Here is a 24,860-nt window from a genome sequence, read left to right as displayed (position 1 = left end):
GCGCTGAATATTTCAAATTATGTCGGATGTCGATAACAAGTATTACCAAATGTAATTGGGCTGATCGCTGCCTAGGCAGTAACCTACATGGCAATCACTGCCTGGGCAGGTAATTTTTCATGCCACATTTCGACCGCGAACACTTCTCCCTGCAACATTCACCGGGCCATCTCATTGCCCTGATCAACCAGCTCAAGGACCGCATCCTGGAGCGCCATCTGGTGAACCATGACATCACGGCCGCGCAGTTCAAGGTGGTGCTGCTTGTCAGCCAGAACCGTGCTGATACGCCAGCCGATCTGGTGCGTCTGCTCAACCTCGACAGTGGTGCGATGACGCGCATGCTCGATCGCCTGGAGCAGAAGGGCCTGCTGACCCGCGAGCGCAGCCATGCGGACCGCCGTCAGGTGCACCTGCGGCTGACCGAGGCCGGCGATGCCCTGGGCGTTCTGGTGCCGCGGATCGCGGCGGACGCCATCAATGAGCTGACTGGCTGCCTGACGCGCGCCGAGCTCGACGAATTCCAGCGCTTGACGAAAAAAATGCTGATGGCGGCCGACGCCTTGCCGCAGTTGCCCGGAGAATGATGAGCACCATGCCGTTGCGTACCCCCTTATCCCTGATGTTCAGCGCGCTGCTGCTGGCCGCCTGTGCTTCACCGCAAGGCCTGCACACGCAAGGCCAGGCCCTGGACAGTGCCAGTCTGCAAGGGCCGACCTTCAGCGACAAGCTGTCGCCGGCGACTTGGCCAGCGCATGACTGGTGGAACAGTCTGGGTGATCCACAACTGGACGGGCTGATCGCCGCAGCCCTGCGCAGCAACCCGGATCTGCAGGTCGCCGATGCCCGCGCTCGCCAGGCCAACGCTGCGGTGCTGGCGGCCGATGCCCAGCGTCAGCCGACCCTGGACATCGAGGCCGGGGTGACCCGTTCACGCGCCGCGCGGGTCGATGACCCCAGCGGCCAGGGCCGCCGCTATGGCACCCTGCGCAGCCTGTCGTTGCAAGGCGGTTATCACTTCGATCTGTGGGGCGGCGACCGGGCTGCCTGGGAAGCGGCCCTGGGTCGGGCTCGCGCCAGTGAGGTGGATCGCCAGGGCGCGCGCCTGACCCTGGCCGCCGAGGTGACCCGTGCCTACAACGATCTGGGCCTGGCCTACGCCACCCAGGACCTGGCCGAGCAGGACCTCAAGCGCACGCGTGACATGCTCGTGCTGGCCCGCAGTCGGGTCGAGGCCGGACTCGACAGCGACTACCAGTTGCAGCAGACCCAGAGTCTTGAGGCCGCTGCCGAAGCCAGCCTGACCGCCGCGACCCGGCAGGTCGACAGCGCCCGCATTCGCCTGGCCGTGATACTCGGTCAGGGGCCTGATGGCGGGGCCAGGCTGCCGCGTCCGCAGCTGATCGCGCCGAGCGCGGTGAGCCTGCCGAGCCATGTGCCGGCCGAGCTGATCGGCCGTCGTCCCGACCTGGTCGCGGCGCGCTGGCGCGTCGAAGCAGCCAGCCGCGACATCGAGGCCAGCAAGGCGGATTTCTATCCCAACCTCAACCTGAGTCTGGCCGTTGGCAGCAAGTCGCTGCTCGGTGATGCCATGTTCGGCGGCGCCAGTCGCTTCTTCAGCATCGGCCCGGCGCTGAGCCTGCCGATCTTCGATGGTGGCGCCCGCCGCGCCGCCCTGGCCGGGCGTAACGCCGACTACGACGTGGCCGTGGCGCAATACAACCAGACCCTGCTCGGTGCCTTGGGCGATATCGGCGATGGCATCAGCCGTATCCACTCCCTGGAGCAGCAGATCGACCAGCAACAACGGGCGCGTGACATCGCCCGCAGTTCCTACGACATCGCCATGCAGCGCTATGCCGATGGCATCGGCAACCACCTCGATGCCCTCAGCGTCGAGCAGCAGTTGCTGCAGAGCGAACGACAACTGGCCAGCTTGCAGGCCGAGCGTATCGACGCTTCGGTGCTGCTGATGCAGGCCCTGGGTGGTGGCTTCGAGGCCGCCGCTCCGTTATCCACTTCCGCACGCTGAGCACTCGCCATGACTGACTCTCAAGCCTCTCCCGCTGCCGCCAATTCCAGCAAGCGCAAACGCCTGCTGCTTGGCCTCGGCGCCATCGTCGTGCTCTGCAGTGCGGCGATCTTCGCCTACCACGAGCTGTACGGCCGTTTCTACGAGGAAACCGACGACGCCTACGTCGGCGGCAATCTGGTGCAGATCACGCCACGTATCACCGGCACCGTCATCCGCATCGCCGTGGATGACGGTGATTACGTCGAAGCCGGTCAGCCTCTGGTCTGGCTGGATCCGGCCGACACCCAGGTGGCCTTGCAGAGCGCTGAGGCCAACCTGGCGCGCACGGTGCGCCAGGTGCGTGGGTTGTACAGCAACGTCGACAGCTACAAGGCACAAGTGGCTTCGCGCAAGATCGACGTGCAGCGCGCCCAGGCCGATTACCAGCGGCGGGTCGCCCTGGCCAGCAAGGGAGCGATTTCCCGTGAGGAGCTGGCCCACGCCCGCGACACCCTCAACAGCGCGCAGAGCGCACTGATCTCCGCCCAGCAGCAACTGGACACCAATCAGGCCTTGGTCGACGACACGGTGATCGCCTCCCACCCGGAGGTGAAAAGCGCGGCTGCGCAACTGCGTCAGGCCTTTCTCAATAACGCGCGCAGCACCTTGGTGGCGCCCGTCAGTGGTTACGTGGCGCAGCGTTCGGTGCAGGTGGGCAGCCGCATCCAGCCGGGCGCCGCGCTGATGGCCGTGGTGCCGTTGCATGACCTCTGGATCGACGCCAACTTCAAGGAAACCCAGTTGCGCGACATGCGCATTGGCCAGCCGGTGACCGTCGAGGCCGATCTGTACGGCGACGATGTGATCTACCAGGGCCATGTCGAGAGCCTGGGCGTGGGCACCGGCAGCGCCTTCTCGCTGCTGCCGGCGCAGAACGCCAGCGGCAACTGGATCAAGATCGTGCAGCGCCTGCCGGTGCGTATCCAGCTGGATGAAGAGGCCTTGGACAAGCATCCGCTGCGTATCGGCCTGTCGACCTCGGTAACCGTCGACCTGCATGACCAGAGCGGCCCGCAGCTGTCGACGCAGATGCCCAAGCAGGCGCGCTTCAGCACGGCGGTCTATGACGAGCCGATGGCCGAAGCCGACGCCTTGATCGAGCGCATCATCCACGCCAATGGGCCGCAGGCGTCGGCGGCCGAGCCGGCGCGGCAGAACTGAGATGAGCGACGCCAATTTCCGCCCGGCCAGCATGTTGCTGGCCACCATCGGCATTTCCCTGGCGACCTTCATGCAGGTGCTCGACACCACCATCGCCAACGTCGCGCTGCCGACCATTTCCGGCAACCTGGGGGTCAGTTCGGAGCAGGGCACCTGGGTGATCACCTCGTTCGCCGTGTGCAATGCCATCGCCTTGCCGCTCACCGGCTGGCTGGCCCGGCGCTTCGGTGAGGTGAAGCTGTTTCTCGCCGCGGTGGTGCTGTTCGTGATCAGCTCGTTCCTCTGCGGCATCGCCCGCTCGATGCCCGAGCTGGTGGTGTTTCGTGCGCTGCAGGGGCTGGTGGCCGGACCGCTGTATCCCATGGCGCAGACCCTGCTGCTGGCGATCTTTCCCAGTGCCAAGCGCGGCATGGCCCTGGCCTTGCTGGCGATGGTGACGGTGGTGGCGCCGATCATCGGGCCGATTGCCGGTGGCTGGATCACCGACAGCTACAGCTGGCCGTGGATTTTCTTCATCAACGTGCCCATCGGCATTCTCGCCACCCTGGTGGTCTGGACGCAGATGCGCAACCGCCCGGAAAGCACCGAGCACCAGCCCATCGATTACATCGGGCTGATGCTGCTGGTGTTGGGTGTCGGCGTGCTGCAGGTGGTGCTCGACAAGGGCAACGACCTGGACTGGTTCGAGTCCACCTTCATCCAGATCGGCACCACCATCTCGGTGGTTTCGCTGGTGGCTCTGGTGATCTGGGAACTGACCGACAAACACCCGATCATCAACCTGCGCCTGTTCATGTACCGCAACTTCACCTTCGGCACCTTGGCGCTGGTGCTGGGCTATTCCGGCTTCTTCGGCATCAACCTGCTGCTGCCGCAGTGGCTGCAGACCCAGCTTGGCTACACGCCGATCTGGGCCGGGCTGGCAGCGGCGCCCATCGGCATCCTGCCGCTGTTCCTGTCGCCGCTGGTGGGCAAGTACGCGCACAAGTTCGACCTGCGCCTGCTGGCCGGCGGCTCGTTCCTGGTGATTGGCGCTTCGTGTTTCATGCGCGCCTCGTTCAATACCGAGGTGGATTACCGGCATATCGCCGAGGTGCAGGTGTTCATGGGCCTGGGGGTCGCGCTGTTCTTCATGCCGACCACCAGCATCCTGCTCTCCAGCCTGCCGCCCAAGGACATCGCCGACGGCTCCGGCCTCGCCACCTTCCTGCGCGTGCTGGGCGGCAGCTTCGCCTCGTCGTTGACCACCTGGATCTGGCATCGCCGGGAGATCTACCACCACGCGCAGTTGACCGAGCACATCACGCCTTACGACCCGGCCACGCACCAGTATCTGGAGCAGCTCGGCGGCGCCTCGCAGTCGGCCTATGCGCAGATCGACCGACTGGTGCAAAGCCAGGCCTACATGCTCTCGACCGTGGATTACTTCACCCTGCTGGGCTGGCTGTTCTTTGGCCTGATCCTGATCATCTGGCTGGCCAAGCCGCCGTTCTCGGCCAAGGGCGCGGAGGCGGGCGGCGGGCATTGAGCCGCCGCGCGCAGAGCTCGTGATGACCCTGGCCTGGCCGGGGTCATGCGCTGGCAAGCTGGGTTAGGATCACGCGCTGGCTTCGCTCATCCATTTGGGCTTCGGGTAACGGCGATCCGCTTTGCCCGCCTTGAGGATGGCGCCCGGCACGTCGTGGCCGATCAGGCCGGGCAGGGTGGCGGCGGCTTCGAGCAGGGCATCGAGGTTGACCCCGGTATCCAGGCCCATGCGCTGGAACATGTGCACCAGATCCTCGGTGCAGATATTGCCGCTGGCGCCCGGTGCGTAGGGGCAGCCACCGAGGCCGCCGAGTGAGGCGTCGAAGCGGTCGATGCCCGCGTTCAGCGCCGCCAGGGCATTGGCCAGGCCCATGCCACGGGTATTGTGGAAATGCGCGGTGAACACCGCCTCGGGCCAGCGCTGCAGGGCTTCGTGGCAGATACGCTCGACCTGCGCCGGGTCGGCCATGCCGGTGGTGTCGCACAGGGTCACGCCCTGCACGCCGATCTCCAGCAGGCGCTCGGTCAGTTCATATACGCGGGCTTCGCGCACTTCGCCTTCGAACGGGCAGCCGAAGGTGGTCGACAGCGAGGCGTTGATGAACACACCGCTGCCACGCGTCACTTCGATGATCTCGGCGAACTGCGCCAGCGACTGCTCCGGGGTCATGCGCAGGTTGGCCAGGCCGTGGGTGTCGCTGGCGGACATCACCAGGTTGATCTCGTCCACCTCGCACGACAGCGCGCGTTCGCAGCCTTTCACGTTGGGCACCAGCACGGTGTATTCCACGCCTGCCACGCGGGTGATACCGCGCATCACTTCTTCGGCATCGCGCAGGTTGGGAATGGCTTTGGGCGAGGTGAAGGAGGTGACTTCGATCTTGGCCAGGCCGGTGTGGGACAGGCGGTCGATCAGGGCGATCTTGTCTTCGGTGGGCACGAAGCTGGCTTCGATCTGGAAGCCGTCGCGGGTGGCGACGTCCTGGATATAGAGACGTTTGCTCATGAGGGGAGTCCTGTTGTTCTTGCGAGCCGTAACAGCGGTGGACAAGCTTCGCGTTGGCTACGCGCCCCGGTCCACCCTACACGGATCTACGTATTTCAGTTGCGTAGGGCGGATGACGCTTTATCCATCCACCGCTGGCCACGGTTCAGATGATTCCGCGCTCGCGCAGACCGGCGACCTGTTCGGCGCTCAGGCCAAGCCCGGCGAGGATGTCGTCGTTGTGCTCGCCCAGCTGCGGGCCGCCGGTGCCGATGCGGCCCGGTGTGCGGCTGAGTTTGGGCAGCACGCCCGGCACCTTGAGCGGGCCGACGCTGGTCTGCACCTGCTCGATCATCTGCCGCGCCAGGTAGTGCGGGTCCTGCACGATATCGGCGGCGGTGTAGGGGTAGCCGGCCGGTACGCGCGCGCCCTTGAGCGCTTCGATCACCTCATCGCGGCCGCGCTGGGCAGTCCATTCGGCGATGGCGCCGTCGATCAGCTCGGCGTGCTGGCTGCGTCCGTCGTTCTGCGCCAGGCGAGGGTCGTTGCCCAGATCGTCACGGCCGATCAGGTTCATCAGACGCTTGTAGATGCTGTCGCCATTGCCGGCGATCAGCACGTAGCTGCCGTCGTTGCAGGGGTAGGAATTGGATGGGGTGATGCCGGGCAGGGCGCTGCCGGCCGGTTCGCGGACGTAGCCAAAGGCATCGTATTCGGGGATCAGGCTCTCCATCATGGCGAACACCGACTCGTACAGCGCCACGTCGATTTCCTGGCCTTCGCCGCTGCGCGCACGCTCCTGCAGGGCCAGCAGCACGCCGATCACGCCGTACAGCGACGACAGCGAATCACCGATACTGATACCGACGCGCACCGGCGCCTGGCCGGGGTAGCCGGAGAGATGGCGCAGGCCGCCCATGGCTTCGCCGATCACGCCGAAACCGGGCAGGTCGCGGTAGGGGCCGGTCTGCCCGTAGCCGGAGATGCGCAACATGATCAGCCGCGGGTTGATCGCCTTCAGTGCGTCATAACCCAGACCCCAACCTTCCAGCGTACCGGGGCGGAAGTTCTCCACCAGCACGTCGGCTTCACTCACCAGCTTGCGCACGATGTCCTGCGCTTCGGCCTGCTTCAGGTCGAGGGTCAGCGAGCGTTTGTTGCGCGATTGCACGTGCCACCAGAGCGAGGTGCCGTCCTTGATCTTGCGCCATTTGCGCAGCGGGTCGCCGACGCCCGGCGGCTCGATCTTGATCACGTCGGCGCCGAATTCGCCGAGCAGTTTGCTGGCGAAGGGACCGGCGATGAGCTGGCCCATCTCGATCACCTTGAGCCCCTGCAGGGCCATGTTGCTGTTGTTGCTCTGATTCATGGCTGCACCTGATTTGCCTGTGCGTTTCTCGTGGTGCGCAGAATGGCGCAGCGCAGCGGTGGCGACAATTGCCCAATGGCCAAGCTAGGCTTCGCGTATCGCGAAGTGGCATGCTGTAAATCGGCTTTCTGGCAGCTTCGCTTCGCCAGGCACGAAATGGAGACCCTCATGCGCCGTATCGATTTCGTCACCCTCAAGCTGTTCGTCGCCATCGCCGACGAGCGCAGCCTGACCCGCGCTGCCGAGCGCGAGCACCTGGCCCTGGCGGCGGTGAGCAAGCGCGTCAGCGACCTGGAAAGCCAGCTGGGTATTGCGCTGCTCTATCGTCAGCCCAAGGGTGTCGAGCTGACGCCGGCCGGCCACGCGCTGCTGCACCATGCGCGCAACATGATGGACAACCTCGAGCAGCTCAACGCCGACCTCAGCGAGTTCAGTGAGGGGGTGAAAGGCCATGTGCGCATCCATGCCAACACCTCGGCGGTGATCGAGTTTCTGCCCGAGGACCTGGCCAGCTTCAGTCGCCTGCACCCGCAGGTGAAGATCGATCTGGAGGAGCGGGTCAGCAGCGAAACCATTCGCGCGGTGCGCGAGGGCCTGACTGATATCGGCATCTTCGCTGGCCACGTGCCGGCCGAGGATCTGCAGGTGTTCACCTACCACCACGACCAGTTGGTGCTGGTCACCCCGCGTGAGCATCCGCTGGCCGAGCGCGACGGCCTGTTCCTGCGCGAGGCAGTGGGTTTCGATTTCATCGGCCTGCAGCAGGACGCCTCGTTACATGGCCTGTTGCAGCACTCGGCGCAGAGCCAGGGCGTGAGTTTGCGCCTGCGTATTCAGGTGCGCAGCTTCGAAGCCATCTGCCGGATGATCCACACCGGCATGGGCGTCGGTGTGCTGCCGGACCTGGCGGTGCGCACCTACCTGCCGGCGCTGGATGTGCGGGTGATTCCGCTGCACGACCCCTGGGCCCGGCGCGAGCTCAAGGTGGCGGTGCGCAATCAGGACAACCTTTCGCTGACCGCGAAGCAGATGCTCGATCACCTGCGCAGTAGCCCATCGATAGAGGATATTTCAGCGCTGCCTTCGTGAATGCCGAAGGCTCGCTTGTCCAAATGTGAATTTCAGCTCGGGGGATGGGCGCAGTACAGTCCGGGCCAATCGAAGGGGTTTCTCCCTCGACGCTCAGACAAAAACAACAGGAGCTATCCATGAAGTTCTCATTCGTCCGCCGTGGCCTGGCCGGCGTGCTCGCGGGTTGTGCGCTGCTTGGCGCACTCTCGGCACACGCAGCCGATCCGATCTTGATCAAGTTCTCCCACATCACCGCCGACAGCACGCCGAAAGGGCAGGGCGCGCTACTGTTCCAGAAACTGGTGGACGAGCGCCTGGCCGGCAAGGTCAAGGTGGAGGTCTATGCCAACTCCTCGCTCTATGGCGATGGCAAGGAAATGGAAGCGCTGCTGCTCAACGAAGTGCAGATGCTGGCGCCGGCACCGTCGAAGCTGGAGCAGTACACCAAGCAGCTGCAGCTGTTCGACATGATGTTCCTGTTCGATGACGTGGCCGCTGCGCAGCGATTCCAGTCTTCGGACAAGGGCAAGGCGCTGCTCAAGTCGATGGAAAGCAAGGGCATCACCGGGCTGGCCTACTGGCTCAACGGCATGCGCCAGTTCACCGCCAACAAACCCCTGATCGAACCGGCCGACGCCCGTGGCCTGAAGTTCCGCGTGCAGCCATCCGACCTGCAGGCTGCGCAATACAGCGCCCTGCGTGCAGTGCCGCGCAAGATGAGTTTCGCCGAGATCTACCAGGGCCTGCAGACCGGCGTGGTCAATGCTCAGGACAACCCCTGGTCGAACATCTACTCGCAGAAGTACTTCGAGGTGCAGAAGTACATGACCGAGTCCAACCATGCCATCGGCAACTACCTGCTGATCACCAACACCCAGTTCTGGAACGGCCTGCCGGCGGACATTCGCAGCGAGCTGGAAAAGATCGTCGACGAGGTCACCGTCGAGGTGAACAAGCAGGCCGAAGCGCTCAATGCCCAGGCCCGGCAGGGCATCGTCGACACCGGCAAGAGCGAGATCATCACCCTGACGTCCGAGCAGCGTGCCGCCTGGCGTGACGCCGTGCGTCCGGCCTGGAAGAAGTTCGAGGCCGAGATCGGTGCCGATGTGATCGAAGCCGCGCAAGCCGCCAACCAGCAATGAGCCCATGACCGCCCCGGGCCCACGCACCTGGGGCGGTCTTTCATTCGCCGTCGCCTAAGACAGCGTTTGCCAATCACGAATATCGCGCCGTTCCAGGCTCGGTTAGATTCGCCCGACGCCTGACAATCACAAGAACATACGCGGAGATGCCATGAACGCCTTGCGGCGCGTCTGGGAGCACTTCGAGGAAGGCTTCATCGCCTTTCTCCTGGCAGCCATGACGCTGATCACGTTCGTCTACGTGATCCTCAACAACTTCTACACCCTGTTCTACTGGCTGGGTGACCATCTCGGCGGTAACGAGTTTCTGCTCGGTATCGGCGACTTCATTCTCGACCTTGCCCAGGCCATGACCTGGAGCAACGCGCTGACCAAGGCCCTGTTCGGCTGGCTGATCTTCTTCGGCCTGGCCTATGGCGTGCGCACCGCCGGCCACATCGGCGTCGACGCCCTGGTCAAGCTCGCCCCACGCGGCATTCAACGCATCATCGGCGTCATCGCCTGCCTGTGCTGCCTGGGCTACGCCGGCCTGATCGCCGTCGGCAGCTTCGACTGGGTACATACCCTGTTCGTCGCCGGTATCGGTGCCGAGGACCTCGGCCACTACGGCATCCAGCAATGGCATATCGGCATGATCGTGCCGTTCGGCTACGCCATGGTGTTCATCCGCTTCACGGAAATCCTCGTGCGTATCCTGCGCAACGAGCAGACCGGCCTGGGCCTGGCGGACGAAGCCGCCGATGCGCTGAAGATCAATGAGCACGAGGAGCCCAAGCAATGACCGTTCTGTTCCTCTTCCTGCTGTTGTTCCTGCTGATGTTCATCGGCGTGCCGATCGCCGCGTCGCTCGGCCTGGCCGGTTCGATCACCATCATGCTGTTCAGCCCCGACTCGGTGCGCTCACTGGCGATCAAGCTGTTCGAGACCTCCGAGCACTACACCCTGCTGGCGATTCCGTTCTTCCTGCTGTCGGGCGCCTTCATGACCACCGGCGGCGTGGCGCGTCGCCTGATCGACTTCGCCAACGCCTGCGTCGGCCACATCCGTGGCGGCCTGGCCATCGGTGCAGTACTGGCGTGCATGCTGTTCGCCGCGCTGTCCGGCTCCTCGCCGGCCACCGTGGCGGCAGTGGGCTCCATCGCCATCGCCGGCATGGTGCGTTCCGGTTATCCGCAGGCGTTCGGCGCCGGCATCGTGTGTAACGCCGGTACCCTGGGCATCCTGATTCCGCCGTCGATCGTGATGGTGGTGTACGCCGCTGCCACCGAGCAGTCGGTGGGCAAGCTGTTCATGGCCGGCGTGGTACCGGGCCTGCTGCTCGGCCTGGTGCTGATGGTGGCGATCTACATCGTCGCGCGCATCAAGAAGCTGCCGGCGCTGCCGCGCGCCAGCTTCCGCGAGTGGCTGCGTTCCGCCCGTGAAGCGTTCTGGGGCCTGCTGCTGATGGTGATCATCCTCGGCGGCATCTACACCGGCATGTTCACCCCGACCGAGGCTGCGGCCGTGGCCGCCGTGTATGCCGGCTTCGTCGCCCTGTTCGTGTACAAGGACCTGAAGATCCGCGAGTGCCCGAAGGTGCTGCTGGAGTCCGGCAAGCTGACCATCATGCTGATGTTCATCATCGCCAACGCCATGCTCTTCGCCCACGTGCTGACCACCGAGCAGATCCCGCAGCAGATCACCGCCTGGGTGGTGGAGCTGGGCCTGCAGCCGTGGCAGTTCCTGCTGGTGGTGAACATCGTGCTGCTGATCGCCGGTGCCTTCATGGAGCCGTCGGCGATCATCCTGATCCTGGCGCCGATCCTGTTCCCGATCGCCATGCAGCTGGGCATCGACCCGATCCACCTGGGCATCATCATGGTGGTGAACATGGAGATCGGCCTGATCACGCCACCGGTGGGGCTGAACCTGTTCGTCACCTCGGCGGTGACCGGCATGCCGCTGACGGCGGTGATCCGCGCGGCGCTGCCGTGGCTGATGATGCTGATCAGCTTCCTCATGGTGATCACCTACATCCCGGCCGTGTCCATGGCCCTGCCGAACTGGCTGGGGATGAACTAGGGCAGCTGTCGATACCGCGTCTACCTCTGCGCCCGGCCTTGTGCCGGGCTTTTTTTCGTCATGTCGACGTATCCATGACGCTGTCGAATTGGCTCGGCATGCGCCAGGCAGGGCCTCAAGACCATGGTCTTAGAGCGGTAAGACCATGGTCGAATGGCCTCACGAAGGGTCGGGGGATACAAAAGACACCATACAAAAACAACTCCCCGTCGAGGTGATTTCATGAGTGCTGCGTCTCTTTACCCTGTGCGTCCCGAAGTGGCCGCGCGGACCCTCACTGACGAGGCCACCTACAAGGCCATGTACCAACAGTCCGTGGTCAACCCCGAGGGTTTCTGGCGCGAGCAGGGCAAGCGGATCGACTGGATCAAGCCCTACAACAAGGTCAAGCAGACCACATTCGACGATCACCACGTCGACATCAAGTGGTTCGCCGACGGCACCCTGAACGTCTCCTACAACTGTCTCGACCGTCACCTGGCAGAGCGCGGCGACCAGATCGCGATCATCTGGGAAGGCGACGACCCGTCCGAGCACAGGGAAATCACCTACCGCGAGCTGCACGAGCAAGTGTGCAAGTTCGCCAACGCCCTGCGCGGCCAGGACGTGCACCGCGGCGACGTGGTAACCATCTACATGCCGATGATCCCGGAAGCCGTGGTGGCCATGCTGGCCTGTGCGCGCATTGGCGCGATCCACTCGGTGGTGTTCGGCGGTTTCTCGCCCGAGGCCCTGGCCGGGCGCATCATCGACTGCCAGTCCAAGGTGGTGATCACCGCTGACGAAGGGCTGCGTGGCGGCAAGAAAGTACCGCTCAAGGCCAACGTCGACGACGCCCTGACCAACCCCGAGACTCGCAGCATCCAGAAGGTCATCGTGGTGCAGCGCACCGGTTCCGAAATCAAGTGGAACCAGCATCGTGACATCTGGTACGAAGACCTGATGAAGGTCGCCGGCAGCGTCTGCGCACCCAAGGAAATGGGCGCCGAAGAAGCGCTGTTCATCCTCTACACCTCCGGCTCGACCGGCAAGCCCAAGGGTGTGCTGCACACCACCGGCGGCTACCTGGTATACGCCTCGCTGACCCATGAGCGCGTGTTCGACTACCGTCCGGGCGAAGTCTTCTGGTGCACTGCCGACATTGGCTGGGTCACCGGTCACACCTATCTGGTCTACGGGCCGCTGGCCAACGGCGCCACTACCGTGATGTTCGAAGGCGTGCCGAACTATCCGGACGTTTCGCGCGTCGCCAAGATCGTCGACAAGCACAAGGTCAACATCCTCTACACCGCGCCGACTGCCATTCGCGCCATGATGGCCGAGGGCAAGGCCGCGGTCGAAGGCGCCGATGGTTCCAGCCTGCGTCTGCTCGGTTCGGTCGGTGAACCGATCAATCCGGAAGCCTGGCAGTGGTACTACGAGAACGTCGGTCAGAGCCGTTGCCCGATCGTCGACACCTGGTGGCAGACCGAAACCGGTGCCTGCCTGATGACCCCGCTGCCGGGTGCTCATGGCCTCAAGCCGGGCTCCGCCGCGCGTCCCTTCTTCGGCGTACAGCCGGCGCTGGTGGACAACCTGGGCAACATCATCGAAGGCGCTGCCGAAGGCAATCTGGTGATCATCGACTCCTGGCCGGGTCAGGCGCGTACCTTGTACGGCGACCACGACCGCTTCGTCGACACCTACTTCAAGACCTTCCGTGGCATGTACTTCACCGGTGACGGTGCGCGCCGTGACGAAGACGGTTACTGGTGGATCACCGGCCGCGTCGACGACGTGCTCAACGTCTCCGGCCACCGTATGGGTACCGCCGAGATCGAGAGCGCCATGGTCGCCCACTCGAAAGTGGCCGAGGCTGCAGTGGTCGGTGTACCGCACGACATCAAAGGGCAGGGCATCTACGTCTACGTCACCCTGAATGCTGGCGAGGAAGCTTCCGAGCAACTGCGCCAGGAGCTGCGCAACTGGGTGCGCAAGGAGATCGGCCCGATCGCCACACCGGACGTTATTCAGTGGGCTCCGGGCCTGCCGAAGACCCGCTCGGGCAAGATCATGCGCCGTATCCTGCGCAAGATCGCTACCGCCGAATACGATTCTCTCGGCGACATATCCACGCTGGCCGATCCTGGCGTGGTGCAGCACCTCATCGACACGCATCGGCAGATGCAAGCCGCCTGCGCCTGACCTGGCAACGGCACCAAGAAACCCCGCCCGGCTACTCGCTGGGCGGGGTTTTCTTTTTCCTGGATGTCGGGCTTGCGCGTGAGCGTGGTAAACCTGAGGCGCTGTGCGTGGCGCGCGGTCATCGGTGGGCGGTCTTTCCGCGCATCAGCTTGCGCTATCGAGTCGGTGAGCTGGGTCCGCGCGTGAAAAACATGACGCTCTCTTGCTTTTGACTAGTCTGGAAACTGTGGCTTCCCGCACGTGGCGATGGAGAAGGATATGCAGCTCGACCCACATGGACTCAGCAACTTTCCCCAACCCTTTCGCGCGCTGGGGTGCGCCGAGTGCCGCGATCTCAAGGCGTTGGGGTTCGACTTCACCATGGCCTTCCAGTTGATTCTCGATGTCCAGCAACAGCACCCGTTCGCGTACGAGGCACTGGTGCGTGGCACCAATGGCGAGTCGGCGCAGCAGGTGCTGGAACGGGTCGACGACAGCAATCGCTATCGCTTCGACCAGGCCTGTCGGGTCAAGGCCATCGAGCAGGCGGCCGGCCTGGGGCTGCTCGAGATCCCCGACTGCCTGCTCAGCATCAACTTCCTGCCCAATGCGGTGTATCGCGCGGAAACCTGCATCCGTGCCACGCTGGAGGCGGCCAGGCGTTTCGAGTTTCCGCGCGAGCGCTTGATGTTCGAGGTCACCGAAGGTGAGCAGATTCACGATGCCGAGCACCTCAAAAGCATCTTCGCCGAGTATGGGCGGCAGGGATTTACCACCGCCATCGACGACTTCGGCGCCGGCTATTCGGGCCTCAATCTGCTGGCCACCTTCCAGCCGCACATCCTCAAGCTGGACATGGCCCTGACCCGTGGCATCGATCAGGACGTGGTGCGCCAGGCCATCGTTGTCGGCATCGTGCTGGTGGCACAGCGCCTGGGCATTCGCATCATTGCCGAAGGCATCGAAACCGCGGGTGAGCGTGACGCCCTGCTCGAGATGGGCATCCGTTACATGCAGGGCTACTTCTTCGCCAGGCCGCAGATCGACCGGCTGTGCTTACCCTGATGCACAAACGAAAACGCCCCGATGCTGCATCAGGGCGTTTGGCTGGCGATTGGACGCTCAGAGTGCGCCAAACACCTTCTTCGCCAGGCTGGTAGCGGCAGCGGCCGGATTCTGGCGGATGCTGGCTTCCTGCTTGGCAATCATCTCGAACAGGCCATCGAGCGCCTGCTCGGTGACATAGCCTTCCACCGTACTGCTCTTGGCATCGACCACGCCGAAGCTGGCGGCCTGGCCGGCGAAGGCGTTGTACTGCTGGGCCAGGCCGACCTGGTCGGTGGCCTGCTTGACGATGGGCAGGAACTTGGCGCGAATCTGTTCGCGGCTGGTCTTGTTCAGGTACTGGGTGGCCGAGTCCTGTGGGCCGCTGAGGATCGACTTGGCATCGGCCACGGTCATCTTCTTCACCGCATCGACCAGCAGCGCCTGGGCTTGTGGCACGGCGGCTTCGGCAGCCTTGTTCATGCTCGCTTCGAGCTGGTCGACCTGGGCGCCCATGCCCATCATCTTCATGGTCTTGGCGGCCTTGCCGAGCTTGCCCGGCAGTTCGATGCGTACCTCCGGGTTATTGCTGAAGCCGCCGGGGGCACTCAGTTGCTTGACGGCTACCTGGGCGCCCTGGACCAGCGCATCTTTCAGGCCGCCGCTGGCGTCCTGCTGGCTCAGATCGGCGAGGGAGAGGGCGAAGACGTTGGCCGAAAGCAGCAGGCCAGCAGCGAACGTGGTGAGGCGCAACATAGTGTTCTTCCTTGCATCGGGGTTGTAGGGCAATAGGGTCAGCTTAACGGAGTCTGCGGCACTGGCAAGCCAGCCGATGGGCGTGGATGGGCAGCACGCGCGGCTATGGCTATGATCAGTGCCATGAATTCACCGCTTCCCCTCCGAAATCCCTGCCCTCCGGGTGCCTGCGACTGTCAGCGCGATGAGCTGCTGGAGGTGCCGGGCGCCGACACGCGTGTGCTGCTGCTGACGCGCAACGAGGAACAGCGCCTGCTTGAGCGCCTGGAAAGTTTGCAAAGCCTGGAGGACCTGCAGCGCATGCAGCAGCGCCTGCTCGAGCAACTGGGCATTCGCCTGCACATCGAACCGAGTCACGGCGAGGTGCGCAGCATGCGTGGTATCCACATGCACTTCGATGCGCATCCGGGGCTGTGTCGCAAGACCCGGCAAAGCATACCGGCAGCGATCCGCCGGGCCATGGAGAGGCGGCCGGAAATCGCCTGGCGCCTGCTCGACTCCAACGATCTGTTCAGCGGTTTGTAGCGGACCCTCACCAGGGCAGCGGCTGGCCGTCATAGGCATGGAAGCTGCCGCTGTGCGCGGGGCCGAGGCTGTCGATCACCTGCAGCATCTGCGCGGCGGCGAGCTCTGCCGGGCGCGCGGCGGCAGCGCCACGAAAGGGCTGTGACAGCTTTGATATGACCGTGCCGGGATGCAGGGCGAGCAGGCGCGCCTTGGGCTTGCTGCGCGCCAGCTCGATGGCGGCGGTCTTGATCAGCATGTTCAGCGCCGCTTTGGAGGCGCGGTAGGCATACCAGCCACCCAGGCGGTTGTCGCCGATGCTGCCGACCTTGGCCGAGAGCATGGCCATGGCGCCCTGTTTGTCGAGCAGCGGCAGGAAGTGGCGCAGCACCAGGGCGGGGCCCAGTGCGTTGACCTGGAACACCGCCTGCAGCGCCTCGGCATCGATGGCCGCCAGGCTTTTCTCCGGTGCGATGCCGTTGCGATGCAATAACCCGGCAGCATGCAGGATGAGCTGATACGGACTGTCCCCGGCCAGCGCGGCAGCCGCAGTGGCGATGCTGGTGGGATCTTCGAGATCGAGCGCCGGCGAGCTGCTGCGGCTCAGCTCGCGCACACCGGCGCAGTTCGGGTCGGCCCGCAACTGTTGGCAGAAAGCCTGGCCGATGCTGCCGCTGGCACCGATGACCAGCGCCTTGTAGCCGCTGCCCAGGCTGGTCAGGCTGGTCAGGCTCATGGTTGAGCGGCGCCCCGGCGGAAGAACAGCGTCACCTGGCCCAGTTCGATGCCGAACTTGCTCATGCTCGAACGGTTGATCAGGGTGTCGTCGTCCATCAGGTACATCCAGTCATCGAAGTAGACGACATAGGTGCTGTCATCGACCGGCAGGTTGAGGTGATAACGCCAGCGCAGGGCGTTGCCGGCCAGTTCGCCGATGGCCTCGCCGACCACGTCGTCGGCGGTGCCGATCCAGCGTCCGGAGCCATCCGGCGTCAGCGTCCAGACCCGGCGTTGGCGCGTGCCGTCGCTGTACAGGAAGCGCTCGTCGAGGATCAGTTTCTCGCCGTCACGGCGGCTCTGGATGTCGACGTGAAAACGTTTGATCACTTCACCGGAGCGATCCTGGAACATGCCCCAGGCCTGCACCGGCCCGGCGAAGAAGGTGGGCAGGTCGAGTGCCGGTTTTTCGCTGGCGTAGCGCTCGACCGGTACCTGGCCGCAGCTGATCAGCAGCAGGCTGGTCAGCACAATCAACAGGGTTTTCATGGAATACCTCATGGGTTGAGGCCCAACAGCGCTGCGCGCAGTTTCGGGCTGCGGGTCTGCGGGGCGAGCCAGATGGAGAAGAACGCGCGGGCGAACTGCGGATCGTCGATGACATGTTGCAGCTTGCCGTCGACGTAGAAGCGGCAGCCTTGGTCCGGCAGGAAGACCCCGGTGATGCGCGTGCCATCCTTGACGTCGACGAAGGCCTGGCGCATCTGCTGTGTCCATTCGTCCTGCTGCTCGTTGTCGAGGGGCCCGCCATTGATACGGCGGATTTCATCCAGACTGGTGTCGACCAGGGTCTCCCGGCTGATGCTGCGCCGGTAGGTCAGCTCAAGGGCGAAGGGCTGGGTAAAGTCCACGCGCGCGACCGGGCTCCACAGCTTGGCGTTGTAGACCGAGAAACCGAACCAGCTGAAATCACCGCTGCCGATCAGGCTGGCCTGGGGCAACTGCTCACGCCATTGGCCCTGGCTGTTGGCGTGCGCGAGGCTGCAGGCCAGTGCAAGCGTGAGCAGCAGCGTCGAGCAGAGACGCGAGGTCATGCTGATCATGATCCCTCCTTGTGCAGTTGCGAGCCGCTGCAGCCAGACGCTGGCCACAGATCATGAATAAAAAAATCCGACAACCCAAAGAAGGGGAGAAGTGGGTTGTCGGATTGCGCAGCTTTTCAGTGCCGCCGCAATCAGGCGGCGAACTTCTCGCCAGCGAAGGCCGTCACCCGTACCAAGCCCTGGCCGTTCTTCGAGGGCCGCGCTGCCGAGGCTGGCAGCACTACGCAGGCCTCGGGTAATCGTTCGAACACGACGCGCATATCACGTAGCGCAGCAGGCTAGGACGGCATGTGGGCTTACCTTAAATTGTACAAAATTTATTTGTGTATAGTTTTTGTATAGCTGTTTGGGCCGTTTTGCAAGCCCTTTCATGCGCACTGGTGCAAGGGTGCCGAGGCACACCGCCGGTTGTGCAGGTGGTATGGGGTTTCGCGGCTGGTCGCTGCCGACGAGGCAGGTGTCAGCTGGCCCTGCCAGGCGTCAGGCGCCGGCACCAATGCGCTGCAGCCAGTGCTCGGCTTGGCTGTGGCCGGATTAAACCTGCTGGGAAACTTGCATTCGGCCAGCCAGCTTCAAGAATGAAGGGATCGGATAAGGATTCCACCATGCCATCACTTTCGACCTTCGGCAGGCGTGTGCGCAAACTCTGGCATGGCTCGGACCTGGCCCTGGTCGGCCAGCGTCGCGAGCGCCGGATGCGTATGCTGTCGAGCGGGGTGATGGTGGTAATTGGCTTGTCGTGGGGGCTGTTCTTTTCTTCACGGGACTATTGGGCCATCGTCGTCATGGATGTGGCGATCGTGCTCAGTGGCATCGCGGTTTTTGCGCTGACCCTGCGCGATCAGGCGCGCAGCGCCAATCTGATTCTGTTCAGCACGCTGATGCTGGTCGTCGTCGCCTCGACCCTGCTGCTCGACCCGCCAACCGTCGCAGCGCCGCGCGCCACTCATCTGTATCTGCTGCCGATAGCCGTGGGGGCCTTGATGGCCTTTCGTGACGAGCCCTTGTGGCTGCGTTACGGTATTTCGATATTCGCCTTGCTGCTCTTCGTCGCCCTGGCCGCCTCCAACTGGCGACCAACCGACCTCTATGCGTTGCCCGACGACGTGCGCATCGCCGGATCCTGGGTTCAGGGCCTGGTCGCCATGGCGCTGTTCTTCTTCTTGCTACACATCCTGCAGAGCGACACCGCCGAGCGCTCCGAGCTGGATCGCGACTTGCGGGCCGCCGTGCGTGAGCGGCAGTTCGTGCTGTATTACCAGCCACAGCTCGACGGCGATAACCGGGTGATCGGTGCCGAACTGCTGATCCGCTGGCAGCATCCGCAGCGTGGGCTGCTGGCGCCGGGCGAGTTCATCGAGCATGCCGAGAGCACCGGGCTGATCATCCCCATCGGTCAGTGGGTGCTGGAGCAGGCAGCCGTGCAGTTGCGGCGGTGGCAGGATGAGCCGTCGTTTCGCGATCTGGACCTGGCGGTGAACATCAGCCAGAAGCAGTTCTCGCAGAGCAGCTTCGTCGCTGAAGTGCTCGGTTTGATCGAGCGTTACGGCGTCGAGGCGCCGCACCTGGAACTGGAGCTGACCGAGACACTGATCGTCCACGACATGGAGGACCTCACGCGCAAGATGGCGGCGCTGGTCGAGCGCGGCGTGCGTTTTTCACTCGATGACTTCGGTACCGGTTTTTCCTCGTTCAGCCATCTCAAGCGCTTGCCATTGAGCAAGCTGAAGATCGACCGCTCGTTCATCTGCGATGTGCTCACTGATGCCAATAGCGAAACCATCGTGCGTACGATGATCGCCCTCGGCCAGAGCATGGGTATGACGGTGGTCGCCGAGGGCGTGGAAACCGAGGCGCAGCGCTGCTTTCTGGCGGCCAATGGCTGCCGTCAGTTCCAGGGCTATCTGCTTGGTCGACCGATGCCGGTGACGGATTTCTGCACCTTCGTGCAGCGTCAGAACGCCTGATTCGGTGTTCCGTCCATCTCCCATCGCCCGCTCCGAGTGAACTTGAGGCAATGGCCCAATGTCTGTCTGCTGTCGGCTCGTACCGGCAGGAATGGATGGCTAATTGCCGCTAGGGTGGCGTCTTCGTCGCGGATCCTGCCTGGATCATGATTCAGTACGCGTTCCTGCGTGCGGCCGGCATCGCTCATCCCGTTCTCCGGGTTCGTCTGACTGCCACGTGAAGATCGCCCCATGTTTTTATCTCGTCATGCTCCATTCCAACCCCGCATTCTCGGCGCCTGCCTGCTGCTTGGCGGACTGCTCGGCGGTGCTCAGCCGCTGCTGGCTGAAGAGGCCGCCAGTAACCAGCGTTGGGTCAGCGATAGCCTCAATACCTACGTGCGCAGCGGCCCCACCGATGGTTACCGCATCGTCGGCACCCTGGTATCCGGGGAGAAGGTAGAGCTGTTGCGCACCCAGGGTGACTACAGCCAGGTTCGCAGTGAAAGCGGCTCCACGGTGTGGATTCCCAGCCGTGATCTGCAATCGGTGCCCGGCCAGGCCGAGCGGCTGCCGCAACTGGAACAGAAAGTCGCTGATCTTACCGCTGAGCTCAAGGGCATCGATGATGCCTGGAAGGCGCGCGTGCAGGGCATGCAGGAAACCCTCGACACGCGCAAGAAGCTCATCGACGAGCTGCAGGCAGCGCGCAGCGCGCTGGACGCCGAACTGACCAGCACCCGCTCGCAACTGCGCGACGCTCAGGCGCAATTGGGTAACGAACAGCAGCAGGCGCTGATGCGCTACATGGCGTATGGCGGCAGCATCGCCGGTGCTGGTCTGCTGCTTGGTCTGATCCTGCCGACCATGCTGCGGGTACGTCGCAAGCGCAACGACCAGTGGGTCTGAGCCTTCAGAATTCGCGCTGGCCCAGGTAGGCGCAGCGCCCGTCGCAGCGAGCGGGGCAGGCGCAGCCGCGGATGCTGCGCCCGGTGTCGCGTTCGACCCGGCGCGCCACTTCGGGGTCGTCGGCGAACGGCAGCATGGTCGCCTCGTCGAGATCGCGCTGGCTGCCACGGCCAAGGCTCAGTTGCACACCGAGAAAGAACACCGCCACGGCCATCATCCACCAGGCTTCAGCCGGCATGGGTGAGCTCTCCGTTGGCCTGCGTCACTGCGGCCTTGCTGCGCAGGGTCAGCCAGGTGTTGAACGCCATCAGCAACATGCCGGCGAGGAAACACAGGCCGCCGACCAGGCGCACCACGTAGCCGGGGTGACTGGCCTCCAGCGCTTCGACGAAGGAGTAGGTGAGCGTGCCGTCCTCGTTCACCGCGCGCCACATCAGGCCCTGGGTGATGCCGTTGACCCACATCGAGGCGATGTACAGCACGGTGCCGATGGTCGCCAGCCAGAAGTGCGCGTTGATCAGGCCGATGCTGTGCATCTGCTCGCGGTCGAACACCTTGGGGATCAGATGGTAGAGCGAGCCGAAGGTGATCATCGCCACCCAGCCCAGCGCGCCGGCATGCACGTGGCCGATGGTCCAGTCGGTGTAATGCGACAGGGCGTTGACCGTCTTGATCGCCATCATCGGCCCCTCGAAGGTGCTCATGCCGTAGAACGCTAGCGACACCACCAGAAAGCGCAGGATCGGATCGGTGCGCAGCAGGTGCCAGGCGCCGGAGAGGGTCATCATGCCGTTGACCATGCCGCCCCAGCTCGGCGCCAGAAGGATGATCGACATCACCATACCCAGGCTCTGCGCCCAATCGGGCAGGGCGGTGTAATGCAGGTGGTGCGGGCCGGCCCAGATGTACAGGGTGATCAGCGCCCAGAAGTGGACGATGGACAGACGGTAGGAATAGACCGGGCGGTTCACCTGCTTGGGCACGAAGTAATACATCATCCCCAGGAAACCGGTGGTGAGGAAGAAGCCCACCGCGTTGTGCCCGTACCACCATTGCACCATGGCATCGGTGGCGCCGGAGTAGATCGAGTAGGACTTGAACCAGCTCACCGGCACCGACAGGTGGTTGACGATGTGCAGCATGGCGATGACCACGATGAAGGCGCCGAAGAACCAGTTGCCGACGTATATGTGACGGGTTTTGCGCTGTGTCAGCGTGGTGAAGAAGACGATGCCGTAGGCGACCCAGACGATGGCCATCCACAGTGCGCCGGTGAATTCGATCTCGGCGTATTCCTTGGTGGTGGTCAGGCCCATGGGCAGGGTCACCAGCATGATCAGGATGGTCGCCTGCCAGCCCCAGAAGGTGAAGGCGGCCAGGGTGTCGGAGAACAGTCGGGTCTGGCAGGTGCGCTGCAACGCGTAGTAGCTGGCGGCGAACTGCGCGCTGCCGGCGAAACCGAAGATCACCAGGCTGGTGTGCAGGGGGCGCAGGCGGCCGAAGCTGAGCCAGGGGGTGTCGAAGTTGAGTGCCGGCCAGACCAGCTGAGCGGCGATCAGCACGCCGGTGCACATGCCCACCACGCCCCAGAAAATGGTCATCAGGGTGAACTGGCGGACGACCTTGTAGTTGTAGGCCGGATGGGAAGCAGCAGATTGCATCGCGGTAACCTTCCATACAGTGATTGCGGGCGCAGCCGCGTGAATGGCGAAACTTTAGGGAGGCTGGGCAAAACAAAACAGACTCAGAAACTGTTGTCTGATGCATATCAGATGGATCGGGTCGGTGCGCGCGCCAGGTCCGGCGCGCGCGTTCAGGGCTCAGGCCTGGGCGGTCAGGTGGCGGGCGATACCCTTTTTCAGTGGCAGCAGGCCCTGCGCTACGCGCAGGCCGGCGCCGCGTAGCAGGCGCGCGGGTAGCTGGTCGTTGGTGTACAGCTCCACCAGCAGGTTGGTGGCCTGGTACAGCGGCCAGGTGGCCACACGTAGCTGGCGTTCGTAGCGGGCCAGCACTGCCGGCGCACCGATGTCCTGGTGTTTGCCATGGGCCGCGAGCAGGGCGTCGCTCAATAGCTGTACGCCGATCAGACCGAAGTTGAAACCGTGCGCCGTGACCGGATGCATGCCCACGGCGGCGTCGCCGAGCAGGGCGCAGCGGCTGCCGACCATGCGCCGCGCATAGGCGCCCACCAGCGGGTAGGCGTGGCGGCTGCTGACCAGCTGCATGGCGCCCAGACGGCGGTCGAAACGTTGCTCCATTTCGCGGGCGAAGCTGGCTTCGTCGAGGTTCTGCAAACGCTCGATCTCGCGCGGTGGCAGGGTCAGCACGGTGGACGACTGGCGCCCATTGAGCGGCAGCAGGGCGAGGGTCTGACCGTAGCCGAACCACTCCCAGGCCACCTGCTGGTGCTCCAGTTCATGCTGCATGCGGCACACCAGCATGCTCTTGCCGAAGTCCTTGAGCTGCGCGCCGATGCCGAGCTGGCGACGGGTTTCCGAGAAGCGGCTGTCGGCGGCGACCAAGAGGCGCGGTTGCAGCACCTGGCCGTCCTTGAGCAGCAGCTTCACCTCGTTGTCACTGCTCTGGATGGCGCTCACGCTGGTTGCGCACAGCAGTTGCACGTCGGCGCAGTCGCTGACGGCCTGGTAGGCGGCGCGGCGAATGGTCTGGTTGGCCACCAGGTGGCCGAGGCGTTCGGCGCCGGCCTGCTCGGCGCGGATCTTCAGGGCGAACAGCGACGGGCCGTTGAATACCTGAGCATCGCGCAGTACGGCGATGTCCTCGGCAGGCAGGCGTGCCCAGAGTCCCAGGCGTTCGAGCAGCGCCTGCGAGCCGTGAGTGAGGGCGATTTCGCGGCCGTCGAAGGCCGGTTCGGCCAACGCCTGTTCGGCCTGGCGTTCCAACACGAGGATGGACAGGTCGTGCCCGGACAGGGCGCGCGCCAGGCACAGGCCCGCGGGGCCGGCGCCGACGATGACGACATCGGGTGACATGCTGCTCTCCTTGCGAACTCGGAAAGGCCCAAGTCTAGGCGGCAGCATGGTCACGGATATTGTCCGGGGTCATGCTCAGGTGCAGATGCGGTCTGCGGGCGATCCTGTGTCCGCCATGTCGCGGCTGTGGCAGTGGCCACGATGACTCGCCGGATATTGTTGTTATTACTACTTTGAGCGGGTTGATAGCGGGATTTTTCGGGTTTACTGTGGTGCGCGTTGTCTGAACTACAAAAATAATTCGGGTTTGGAGTCGATAGCCATGCACCCTCATTCTTCTGCGGCCGCCATCGCGCGAAGCGCCCCGCGTGTGGAGGCTCTCGCGTGAAACTGGCACTGGTCGGCGATATCGGTGGTACCAATGCACGCTTCGCCCTGTGGCGTGACGAGCAGCTGGAGGCGGTGCAGGTTATGGCGACCGCTGATTTTCCTGGGCCCGAGCAGGCCATCGCCGCCTATCTGCGTGCCCAGGGCCTGTCTGCGGATGCCATTGGTTCGGTGTGCCTGGCCTGCGCCGGACCGGTCAGCGGCAATCTGTTTCGCTTCACCAACAACCACTGGCGTATCGATCGTGCGGCGTTCTGCCAAGCGTTGCAGATCGACCGCTTGCTGATGATCAACGACTTCTCCGCCATGGCCCTGGGCATGACCCGTGTCGCCGAGCATGAGCGCCTGCAGGTGTGCCCCGGCGAGCCGCAGGCCGAGCGTCCGGCTCTGGTGATCGGCGCTGGCACCGGTCTCGGTGTCGGTACGCTGCTGGCGCAAGCAGATGGCAGCTGGCTGGTGCTGCCGGGCGAGGGTGGCCACGTCGACCTGCCCATCGGCAGCCCACGCGAGGCCGAACTCTGGCAGGTGCTGTACCGACAGCTGGGCCACGTGCGCGCCGAGGACGTACTCAGCGGCAATGGTTTGCTGGTGCTCTATCGGGCCATCTGCGAACTGGACGGTCAGCCGCCGCAGCATACGACGCCAGCGGCCATCAGCGCCGCCGGCCTGGCGGGCGAGCCTGTCGCCGGCGAAGTGCTGGAGCAGTTCAGTCGCTGGCTCGGCCGTGTGGCCGGCAACAACGTGCTGACCCTGGGCGCGCGCGGTGGCGTGTATATCGTTGGCGGCGTGGTACCGCGTTTTGCCGAGCGCTTTCTCGCCAGCGGTTTTGCCAAGAGTTTCAGCGACAAGGGTTGCATGAGCGATTACCTTCACGGCATCCCGGTGTGGCTGGTGACCGCCGAGTACCCCGGCCTGACCGGTGCCGGTGTGGCCTTGCAACAGGCGTCGGAGCGCAGCCAGGATGCAATCCGGCAAAGCTGTTGATAGAACCCCGGATGGCACCCGGAC

23 protein-coding genes are annotated in these 24,860 nt (G+C 64.2%); 14 read left to right on the top strand and 9 right to left on the bottom strand.

Features of this window, described 5'->3' with window-relative positions; translation table 11 throughout:
• Window positions 1-119 precede the first annotated feature (119 nt).
• Genes ACN8M7_RS11275 through ACN8M7_RS11260 form a run of 4 tightly spaced genes read left to right on the top strand, consistent with a single transcriptional unit; the run spans window position 120 to window position 4,763 of the window.
• Window positions 120-587, top strand: coding sequence for a MarR family winged helix-turn-helix transcriptional regulator (locus ACN8M7_RS11275; protein ID WP_061237552.1), 468 nt, complete (start codon window positions 120-122; stop codon window positions 585-587).
• A complete protein-coding gene (locus ACN8M7_RS11270; RefSeq protein WP_197432124.1) occupies window positions 587-2,032 on the top strand; it encodes an efflux transporter outer membrane subunit in 1,446 nt (481 codons plus the stop codon). Before ACN8M7_RS11275 ends, ACN8M7_RS11270 begins: the two co-directional genes overlap by 1 nt.
• 9 nt (window positions 2,033-2,041) lie before the next feature.
• A complete protein-coding gene (locus tag ACN8M7_RS11265) occupies window positions 2,042-3,235 on the top strand; it encodes an EmrA/EmrK family multidrug efflux transporter periplasmic adaptor subunit (protein WP_490260819.1) in 1,194 nt (397 codons plus the stop codon).
• 1 nt (window position 3,236) lies between these two features.
• The gene (locus ACN8M7_RS11260; protein ID WP_061237550.1) at window positions 3,237-4,763 is read left to right on the top strand and encodes a DHA2 family efflux MFS transporter permease subunit; all 1,527 of its coding nucleotides are present in this window, start codon (window positions 3,237-3,239) and stop codon (window positions 4,761-4,763) included.
• A 69-nt stretch (window positions 4,764-4,832) separates the two neighbouring features.
• Here the strand turns inward: ACN8M7_RS11260 and ACN8M7_RS11255 are convergent, their stop codons facing one another.
• A complete protein-coding gene (locus tag ACN8M7_RS11255) occupies window positions 4,833-5,768 on the bottom strand; it encodes a hydroxymethylglutaryl-CoA lyase (protein WP_490260818.1) in 936 nt (311 codons plus the stop codon).
• Window positions 5,769-5,913: 145 nt separating this feature from the next.
• The gene (locus tag ACN8M7_RS11250; RefSeq protein WP_490260817.1) at window positions 5,914-7,116 is read right to left on the bottom strand and encodes a CaiB/BaiF CoA transferase family protein; all 1,203 of its coding nucleotides are present in this window, start codon (window positions 7,114-7,116) and stop codon (window positions 5,914-5,916) included.
• 168 nt (window positions 7,117-7,284) lie between these two features.
• On the opposite strand from ACN8M7_RS11250, the gene ACN8M7_RS11245 reads away from it, so the two are divergent.
• The 6 genes from ACN8M7_RS11245 (at window position 7,285) to ACN8M7_RS11220 (ending at window position 14,618) form a co-directional block, all read left to right on the top strand.
• A complete protein-coding gene (locus ACN8M7_RS11245; protein ID WP_490260816.1) occupies window positions 7,285-8,205 on the top strand; it encodes a LysR family transcriptional regulator in 921 nt (306 codons plus the stop codon).
• Window positions 8,206-8,324: 119 nt separating this feature from the next.
• A complete protein-coding gene (locus tag ACN8M7_RS11240) occupies window positions 8,325-9,329 on the top strand; it encodes a TRAP transporter substrate-binding protein (RefSeq protein ID WP_490260815.1) in 1,005 nt (334 codons plus the stop codon).
• Window positions 9,330-9,480: 151 nt separating this feature from the next.
• Complete coding sequence (locus ACN8M7_RS11235; protein ID WP_490260814.1) at window positions 9,481-10,110, top strand: TRAP transporter small permease; 630 nt, start codon at window positions 9,481-9,483, stop codon at window positions 10,108-10,110.
• Window positions 10,107-11,390, top strand: a complete 1,284-nt coding sequence (dctM, locus tag ACN8M7_RS11230; protein ID WP_490260813.1) for a C4-dicarboxylate TRAP transporter large permease protein DctM — start codon at window positions 10,107-10,109, stop codon at window positions 11,388-11,390. The genes ACN8M7_RS11235 and dctM overlap by 4 nt, the downstream gene beginning before the upstream one ends.
• Window positions 11,391-11,612: 222 nt before the next feature.
• Complete coding sequence (gene acs / locus ACN8M7_RS11225) at window positions 11,613-13,574, top strand: acetate--CoA ligase (protein WP_061237517.1); 1,962 nt, start codon at window positions 11,613-11,615, stop codon at window positions 13,572-13,574.
• 258 nt (window positions 13,575-13,832) lie between these two features.
• On the top strand, window positions 13,833-14,618 hold the full coding sequence (locus tag ACN8M7_RS11220; protein WP_490260812.1) for an EAL domain-containing protein: 786 nt from the start codon (window positions 13,833-13,835) through the stop codon (window positions 14,616-14,618).
• Between the two features lie 57 nt (window positions 14,619-14,675).
• Here the strand turns inward: ACN8M7_RS11220 and ACN8M7_RS11215 are convergent, their stop codons facing one another.
• Window positions 14,676-15,353, bottom strand: a complete 678-nt coding sequence (locus ACN8M7_RS11215; RefSeq protein ID WP_061237519.1) for a DUF4197 domain-containing protein — start codon at window positions 15,351-15,353, stop codon at window positions 14,676-14,678.
• A 123-nt stretch (window positions 15,354-15,476) separates the two neighbouring features.
• On the opposite strand from ACN8M7_RS11215, the gene ACN8M7_RS11210 reads away from it, so the two are divergent.
• On the top strand, window positions 15,477-15,878 hold the full coding sequence (locus ACN8M7_RS11210) for a hypothetical protein (protein ID WP_490260811.1): 402 nt from the start codon (window positions 15,477-15,479) through the stop codon (window positions 15,876-15,878).
• A gap of 7 nt (window positions 15,879-15,885) precedes the next feature.
• On the opposite strand, the gene ACN8M7_RS11205 is transcribed toward ACN8M7_RS11210, so the two are convergent.
• Genes ACN8M7_RS11205 through ACN8M7_RS11195 form a run of 3 tightly spaced genes read right to left on the bottom strand, consistent with a single transcriptional unit; the run spans window position 15,886 to window position 17,677 of the window.
• On the bottom strand, window positions 15,886-16,593 hold the full coding sequence (locus tag ACN8M7_RS11205) for an SDR family NAD(P)-dependent oxidoreductase (RefSeq protein WP_490260810.1): 708 nt from the start codon (window positions 16,591-16,593) through the stop codon (window positions 15,886-15,888).
• Window positions 16,590-17,123, bottom strand: a complete 534-nt coding sequence (locus ACN8M7_RS11200; protein ID WP_490260809.1) for a DUF3833 domain-containing protein — start codon at window positions 17,121-17,123, stop codon at window positions 16,590-16,592. The genes ACN8M7_RS11205 and ACN8M7_RS11200 overlap by 4 nt, the downstream gene beginning before the upstream one ends.
• Window positions 17,124-17,131: 8 nt before the next feature.
• On the bottom strand, window positions 17,132-17,677 hold the full coding sequence (locus ACN8M7_RS11195; RefSeq protein ID WP_490260808.1) for a chalcone isomerase family protein: 546 nt from the start codon (window positions 17,675-17,677) through the stop codon (window positions 17,132-17,134).
• A gap of 605 nt (window positions 17,678-18,282) precedes the next feature.
• Here ACN8M7_RS11195 and ACN8M7_RS11190 point away from each other — a divergent pair.
• Together ACN8M7_RS11190 and ACN8M7_RS11185 are read left to right on the top strand one after the other, a co-directional pair.
• Window positions 18,283-19,644 (top strand): putative bifunctional diguanylate cyclase/phosphodiesterase, encoded by a 1,362-nt coding sequence (locus ACN8M7_RS11190; RefSeq protein WP_490260807.1) that lies wholly within the window; start codon window positions 18,283-18,285, stop codon window positions 19,642-19,644.
• A 231-nt stretch (window positions 19,645-19,875) separates the two neighbouring features.
• The gene (locus ACN8M7_RS11185; RefSeq protein ID WP_061237524.1) at window positions 19,876-20,532 is read left to right on the top strand and encodes a TIGR04211 family SH3 domain-containing protein; all 657 of its coding nucleotides are present in this window, start codon (window positions 19,876-19,878) and stop codon (window positions 20,530-20,532) included.
• A gap of 4 nt (window positions 20,533-20,536) precedes the next feature.
• On the opposite strand, the gene ACN8M7_RS11180 is transcribed toward ACN8M7_RS11185, so the two are convergent.
• From ACN8M7_RS11180 to ubiM, 3 genes are all read right to left on the bottom strand, one after another.
• Complete coding sequence (locus tag ACN8M7_RS11180) at window positions 20,537-20,770, bottom strand: cbb3-type cytochrome oxidase subunit 3 (protein ID WP_490260806.1); 234 nt, start codon at window positions 20,768-20,770, stop codon at window positions 20,537-20,539.
• Window positions 20,760-22,193 carry a cytochrome-c oxidase, cbb3-type subunit I gene (gene ccoN / locus ACN8M7_RS11175; RefSeq protein ID WP_490260805.1) on the bottom strand — a complete coding sequence of 478 codons (1,434 nt, stop codon included), beginning with the start codon at window positions 22,191-22,193 and terminating at the stop codon, window positions 20,760-20,762. Before ccoN ends, ACN8M7_RS11180 begins: the two co-directional genes overlap by 11 nt.
• Window positions 22,194-22,352: 159 nt before the next feature.
• Window positions 22,353-23,525: a 5-demethoxyubiquinol-8 5-hydroxylase UbiM gene (ubiM, locus tag ACN8M7_RS11170; RefSeq protein WP_490260804.1), complete on the bottom strand. Its 1,173-nt coding sequence runs from the start codon at window positions 23,523-23,525 to the stop codon at window positions 22,353-22,355.
• Between the two features lie 324 nt (window positions 23,526-23,849).
• On the opposite strand from ubiM, the gene ACN8M7_RS11165 reads away from it, so the two are divergent.
• Complete coding sequence (locus tag ACN8M7_RS11165) at window positions 23,850-24,836, top strand: glucokinase (protein ID WP_490260803.1); 987 nt, start codon at window positions 23,850-23,852, stop codon at window positions 24,834-24,836.
• Window positions 24,837-24,860 lie beyond the last annotated feature (24 nt).

The organism is Pseudomonas spartinae (genome assembly GCF_965197125.1).
Taxonomy (GTDB): domain Bacteria; phylum Pseudomonadota; class Gammaproteobacteria; order Pseudomonadales; family Pseudomonadaceae; genus Aquipseudomonas; species Aquipseudomonas composti_A.
The sequence above is the reverse complement of the archived record's forward strand: the minus strand, read 5'-3'. Positions and strand labels throughout refer to the sequence as shown.

What these genes read in the sequence shown, in the direction of transcription:
- ubiM (WP_490260804.1), bottom strand. Translation starts at nt 23,525, where the DNA reads ATGTCACCCGATGTCGTCATCGTCGGCGCCGGCCCCGCGGGCCTGTGC.
- ACN8M7_RS11270 (WP_197432124.1), top strand. Translation starts at nt 587, where the DNA reads ATGAGCACCATGCCGTTGCGTACCCCCTTATCCCTGATGTTCAGCGCG.
- ACN8M7_RS11180 (WP_490260806.1), bottom strand. Translation starts at nt 20,770, where the DNA reads ATGCCGGCTGAAGCCTGGTGGATGATGGCCGTGGCGGTGTTCTTTCTC.
- ACN8M7_RS11185 (WP_061237524.1), top strand. Translation starts at nt 19,876, where the DNA reads ATGTTTTTATCTCGTCATGCTCCATTCCAACCCCGCATTCTCGGCGCC.
- ACN8M7_RS11265 (WP_490260819.1), top strand. Translation starts at nt 2,042, where the DNA reads ATGACTGACTCTCAAGCCTCTCCCGCTGCCGCCAATTCCAGCAAGCGC.
- ACN8M7_RS11220 (WP_490260812.1), top strand. Translation starts at nt 13,833, where the DNA reads ATGCAGCTCGACCCACATGGACTCAGCAACTTTCCCCAACCCTTTCGC.
- ACN8M7_RS11195 (WP_490260808.1), bottom strand. Translation starts at nt 17,677, where the DNA reads ATGATCAGCATGACCTCGCGTCTCTGCTCGACGCTGCTGCTCACGCTT.
- ACN8M7_RS11215 (WP_061237519.1), bottom strand. Translation starts at nt 15,353, where the DNA reads ATGTTGCGCCTCACCACGTTCGCTGCTGGCCTGCTGCTTTCGGCCAAC.
- dctM (WP_490260813.1), top strand. Translation starts at nt 10,107, where the DNA reads ATGACCGTTCTGTTCCTCTTCCTGCTGTTGTTCCTGCTGATGTTCATC.
- ACN8M7_RS11205 (WP_490260810.1), bottom strand. Translation starts at nt 16,593, where the DNA reads ATGAGCCTGACCAGCCTGACCAGCCTGGGCAGCGGCTACAAGGCGCTG.
- ACN8M7_RS11240 (WP_490260815.1), top strand. Translation starts at nt 8,325, where the DNA reads ATGAAGTTCTCATTCGTCCGCCGTGGCCTGGCCGGCGTGCTCGCGGGT.
- ACN8M7_RS11250 (WP_490260817.1), bottom strand. Translation starts at nt 7,116, where the DNA reads ATGAATCAGAGCAACAACAGCAACATGGCCCTGCAGGGGCTCAAGGTG.
- ACN8M7_RS11260 (WP_061237550.1), top strand. Translation starts at nt 3,237, where the DNA reads ATGAGCGACGCCAATTTCCGCCCGGCCAGCATGTTGCTGGCCACCATC.
- acs (WP_061237517.1), top strand. Translation starts at nt 11,613, where the DNA reads ATGAGTGCTGCGTCTCTTTACCCTGTGCGTCCCGAAGTGGCCGCGCGG.
- ACN8M7_RS11200 (WP_490260809.1), bottom strand. Translation starts at nt 17,123, where the DNA reads ATGAAAACCCTGTTGATTGTGCTGACCAGCCTGCTGCTGATCAGCTGC.
- ACN8M7_RS11190 (WP_490260807.1), top strand. Translation starts at nt 18,283, where the DNA reads ATGCCATCACTTTCGACCTTCGGCAGGCGTGTGCGCAAACTCTGGCAT.
- ACN8M7_RS11255 (WP_490260818.1), bottom strand. Translation starts at nt 5,768, where the DNA reads ATGAGCAAACGTCTCTATATCCAGGACGTCGCCACCCGCGACGGCTTC.
- ACN8M7_RS11210 (WP_490260811.1), top strand. Translation starts at nt 15,477, where the DNA reads ATGAATTCACCGCTTCCCCTCCGAAATCCCTGCCCTCCGGGTGCCTGC.
- ACN8M7_RS11235 (WP_490260814.1), top strand. Translation starts at nt 9,481, where the DNA reads ATGAACGCCTTGCGGCGCGTCTGGGAGCACTTCGAGGAAGGCTTCATC.
- ACN8M7_RS11275 (WP_061237552.1), top strand. Translation starts at nt 120, where the DNA reads ATGCCACATTTCGACCGCGAACACTTCTCCCTGCAACATTCACCGGGC.
- ACN8M7_RS11245 (WP_490260816.1), top strand. Translation starts at nt 7,285, where the DNA reads ATGCGCCGTATCGATTTCGTCACCCTCAAGCTGTTCGTCGCCATCGCC.
- ccoN (WP_490260805.1), bottom strand. Translation starts at nt 22,193, where the DNA reads ATGCAATCTGCTGCTTCCCATCCGGCCTACAACTACAAGGTCGTCCGC.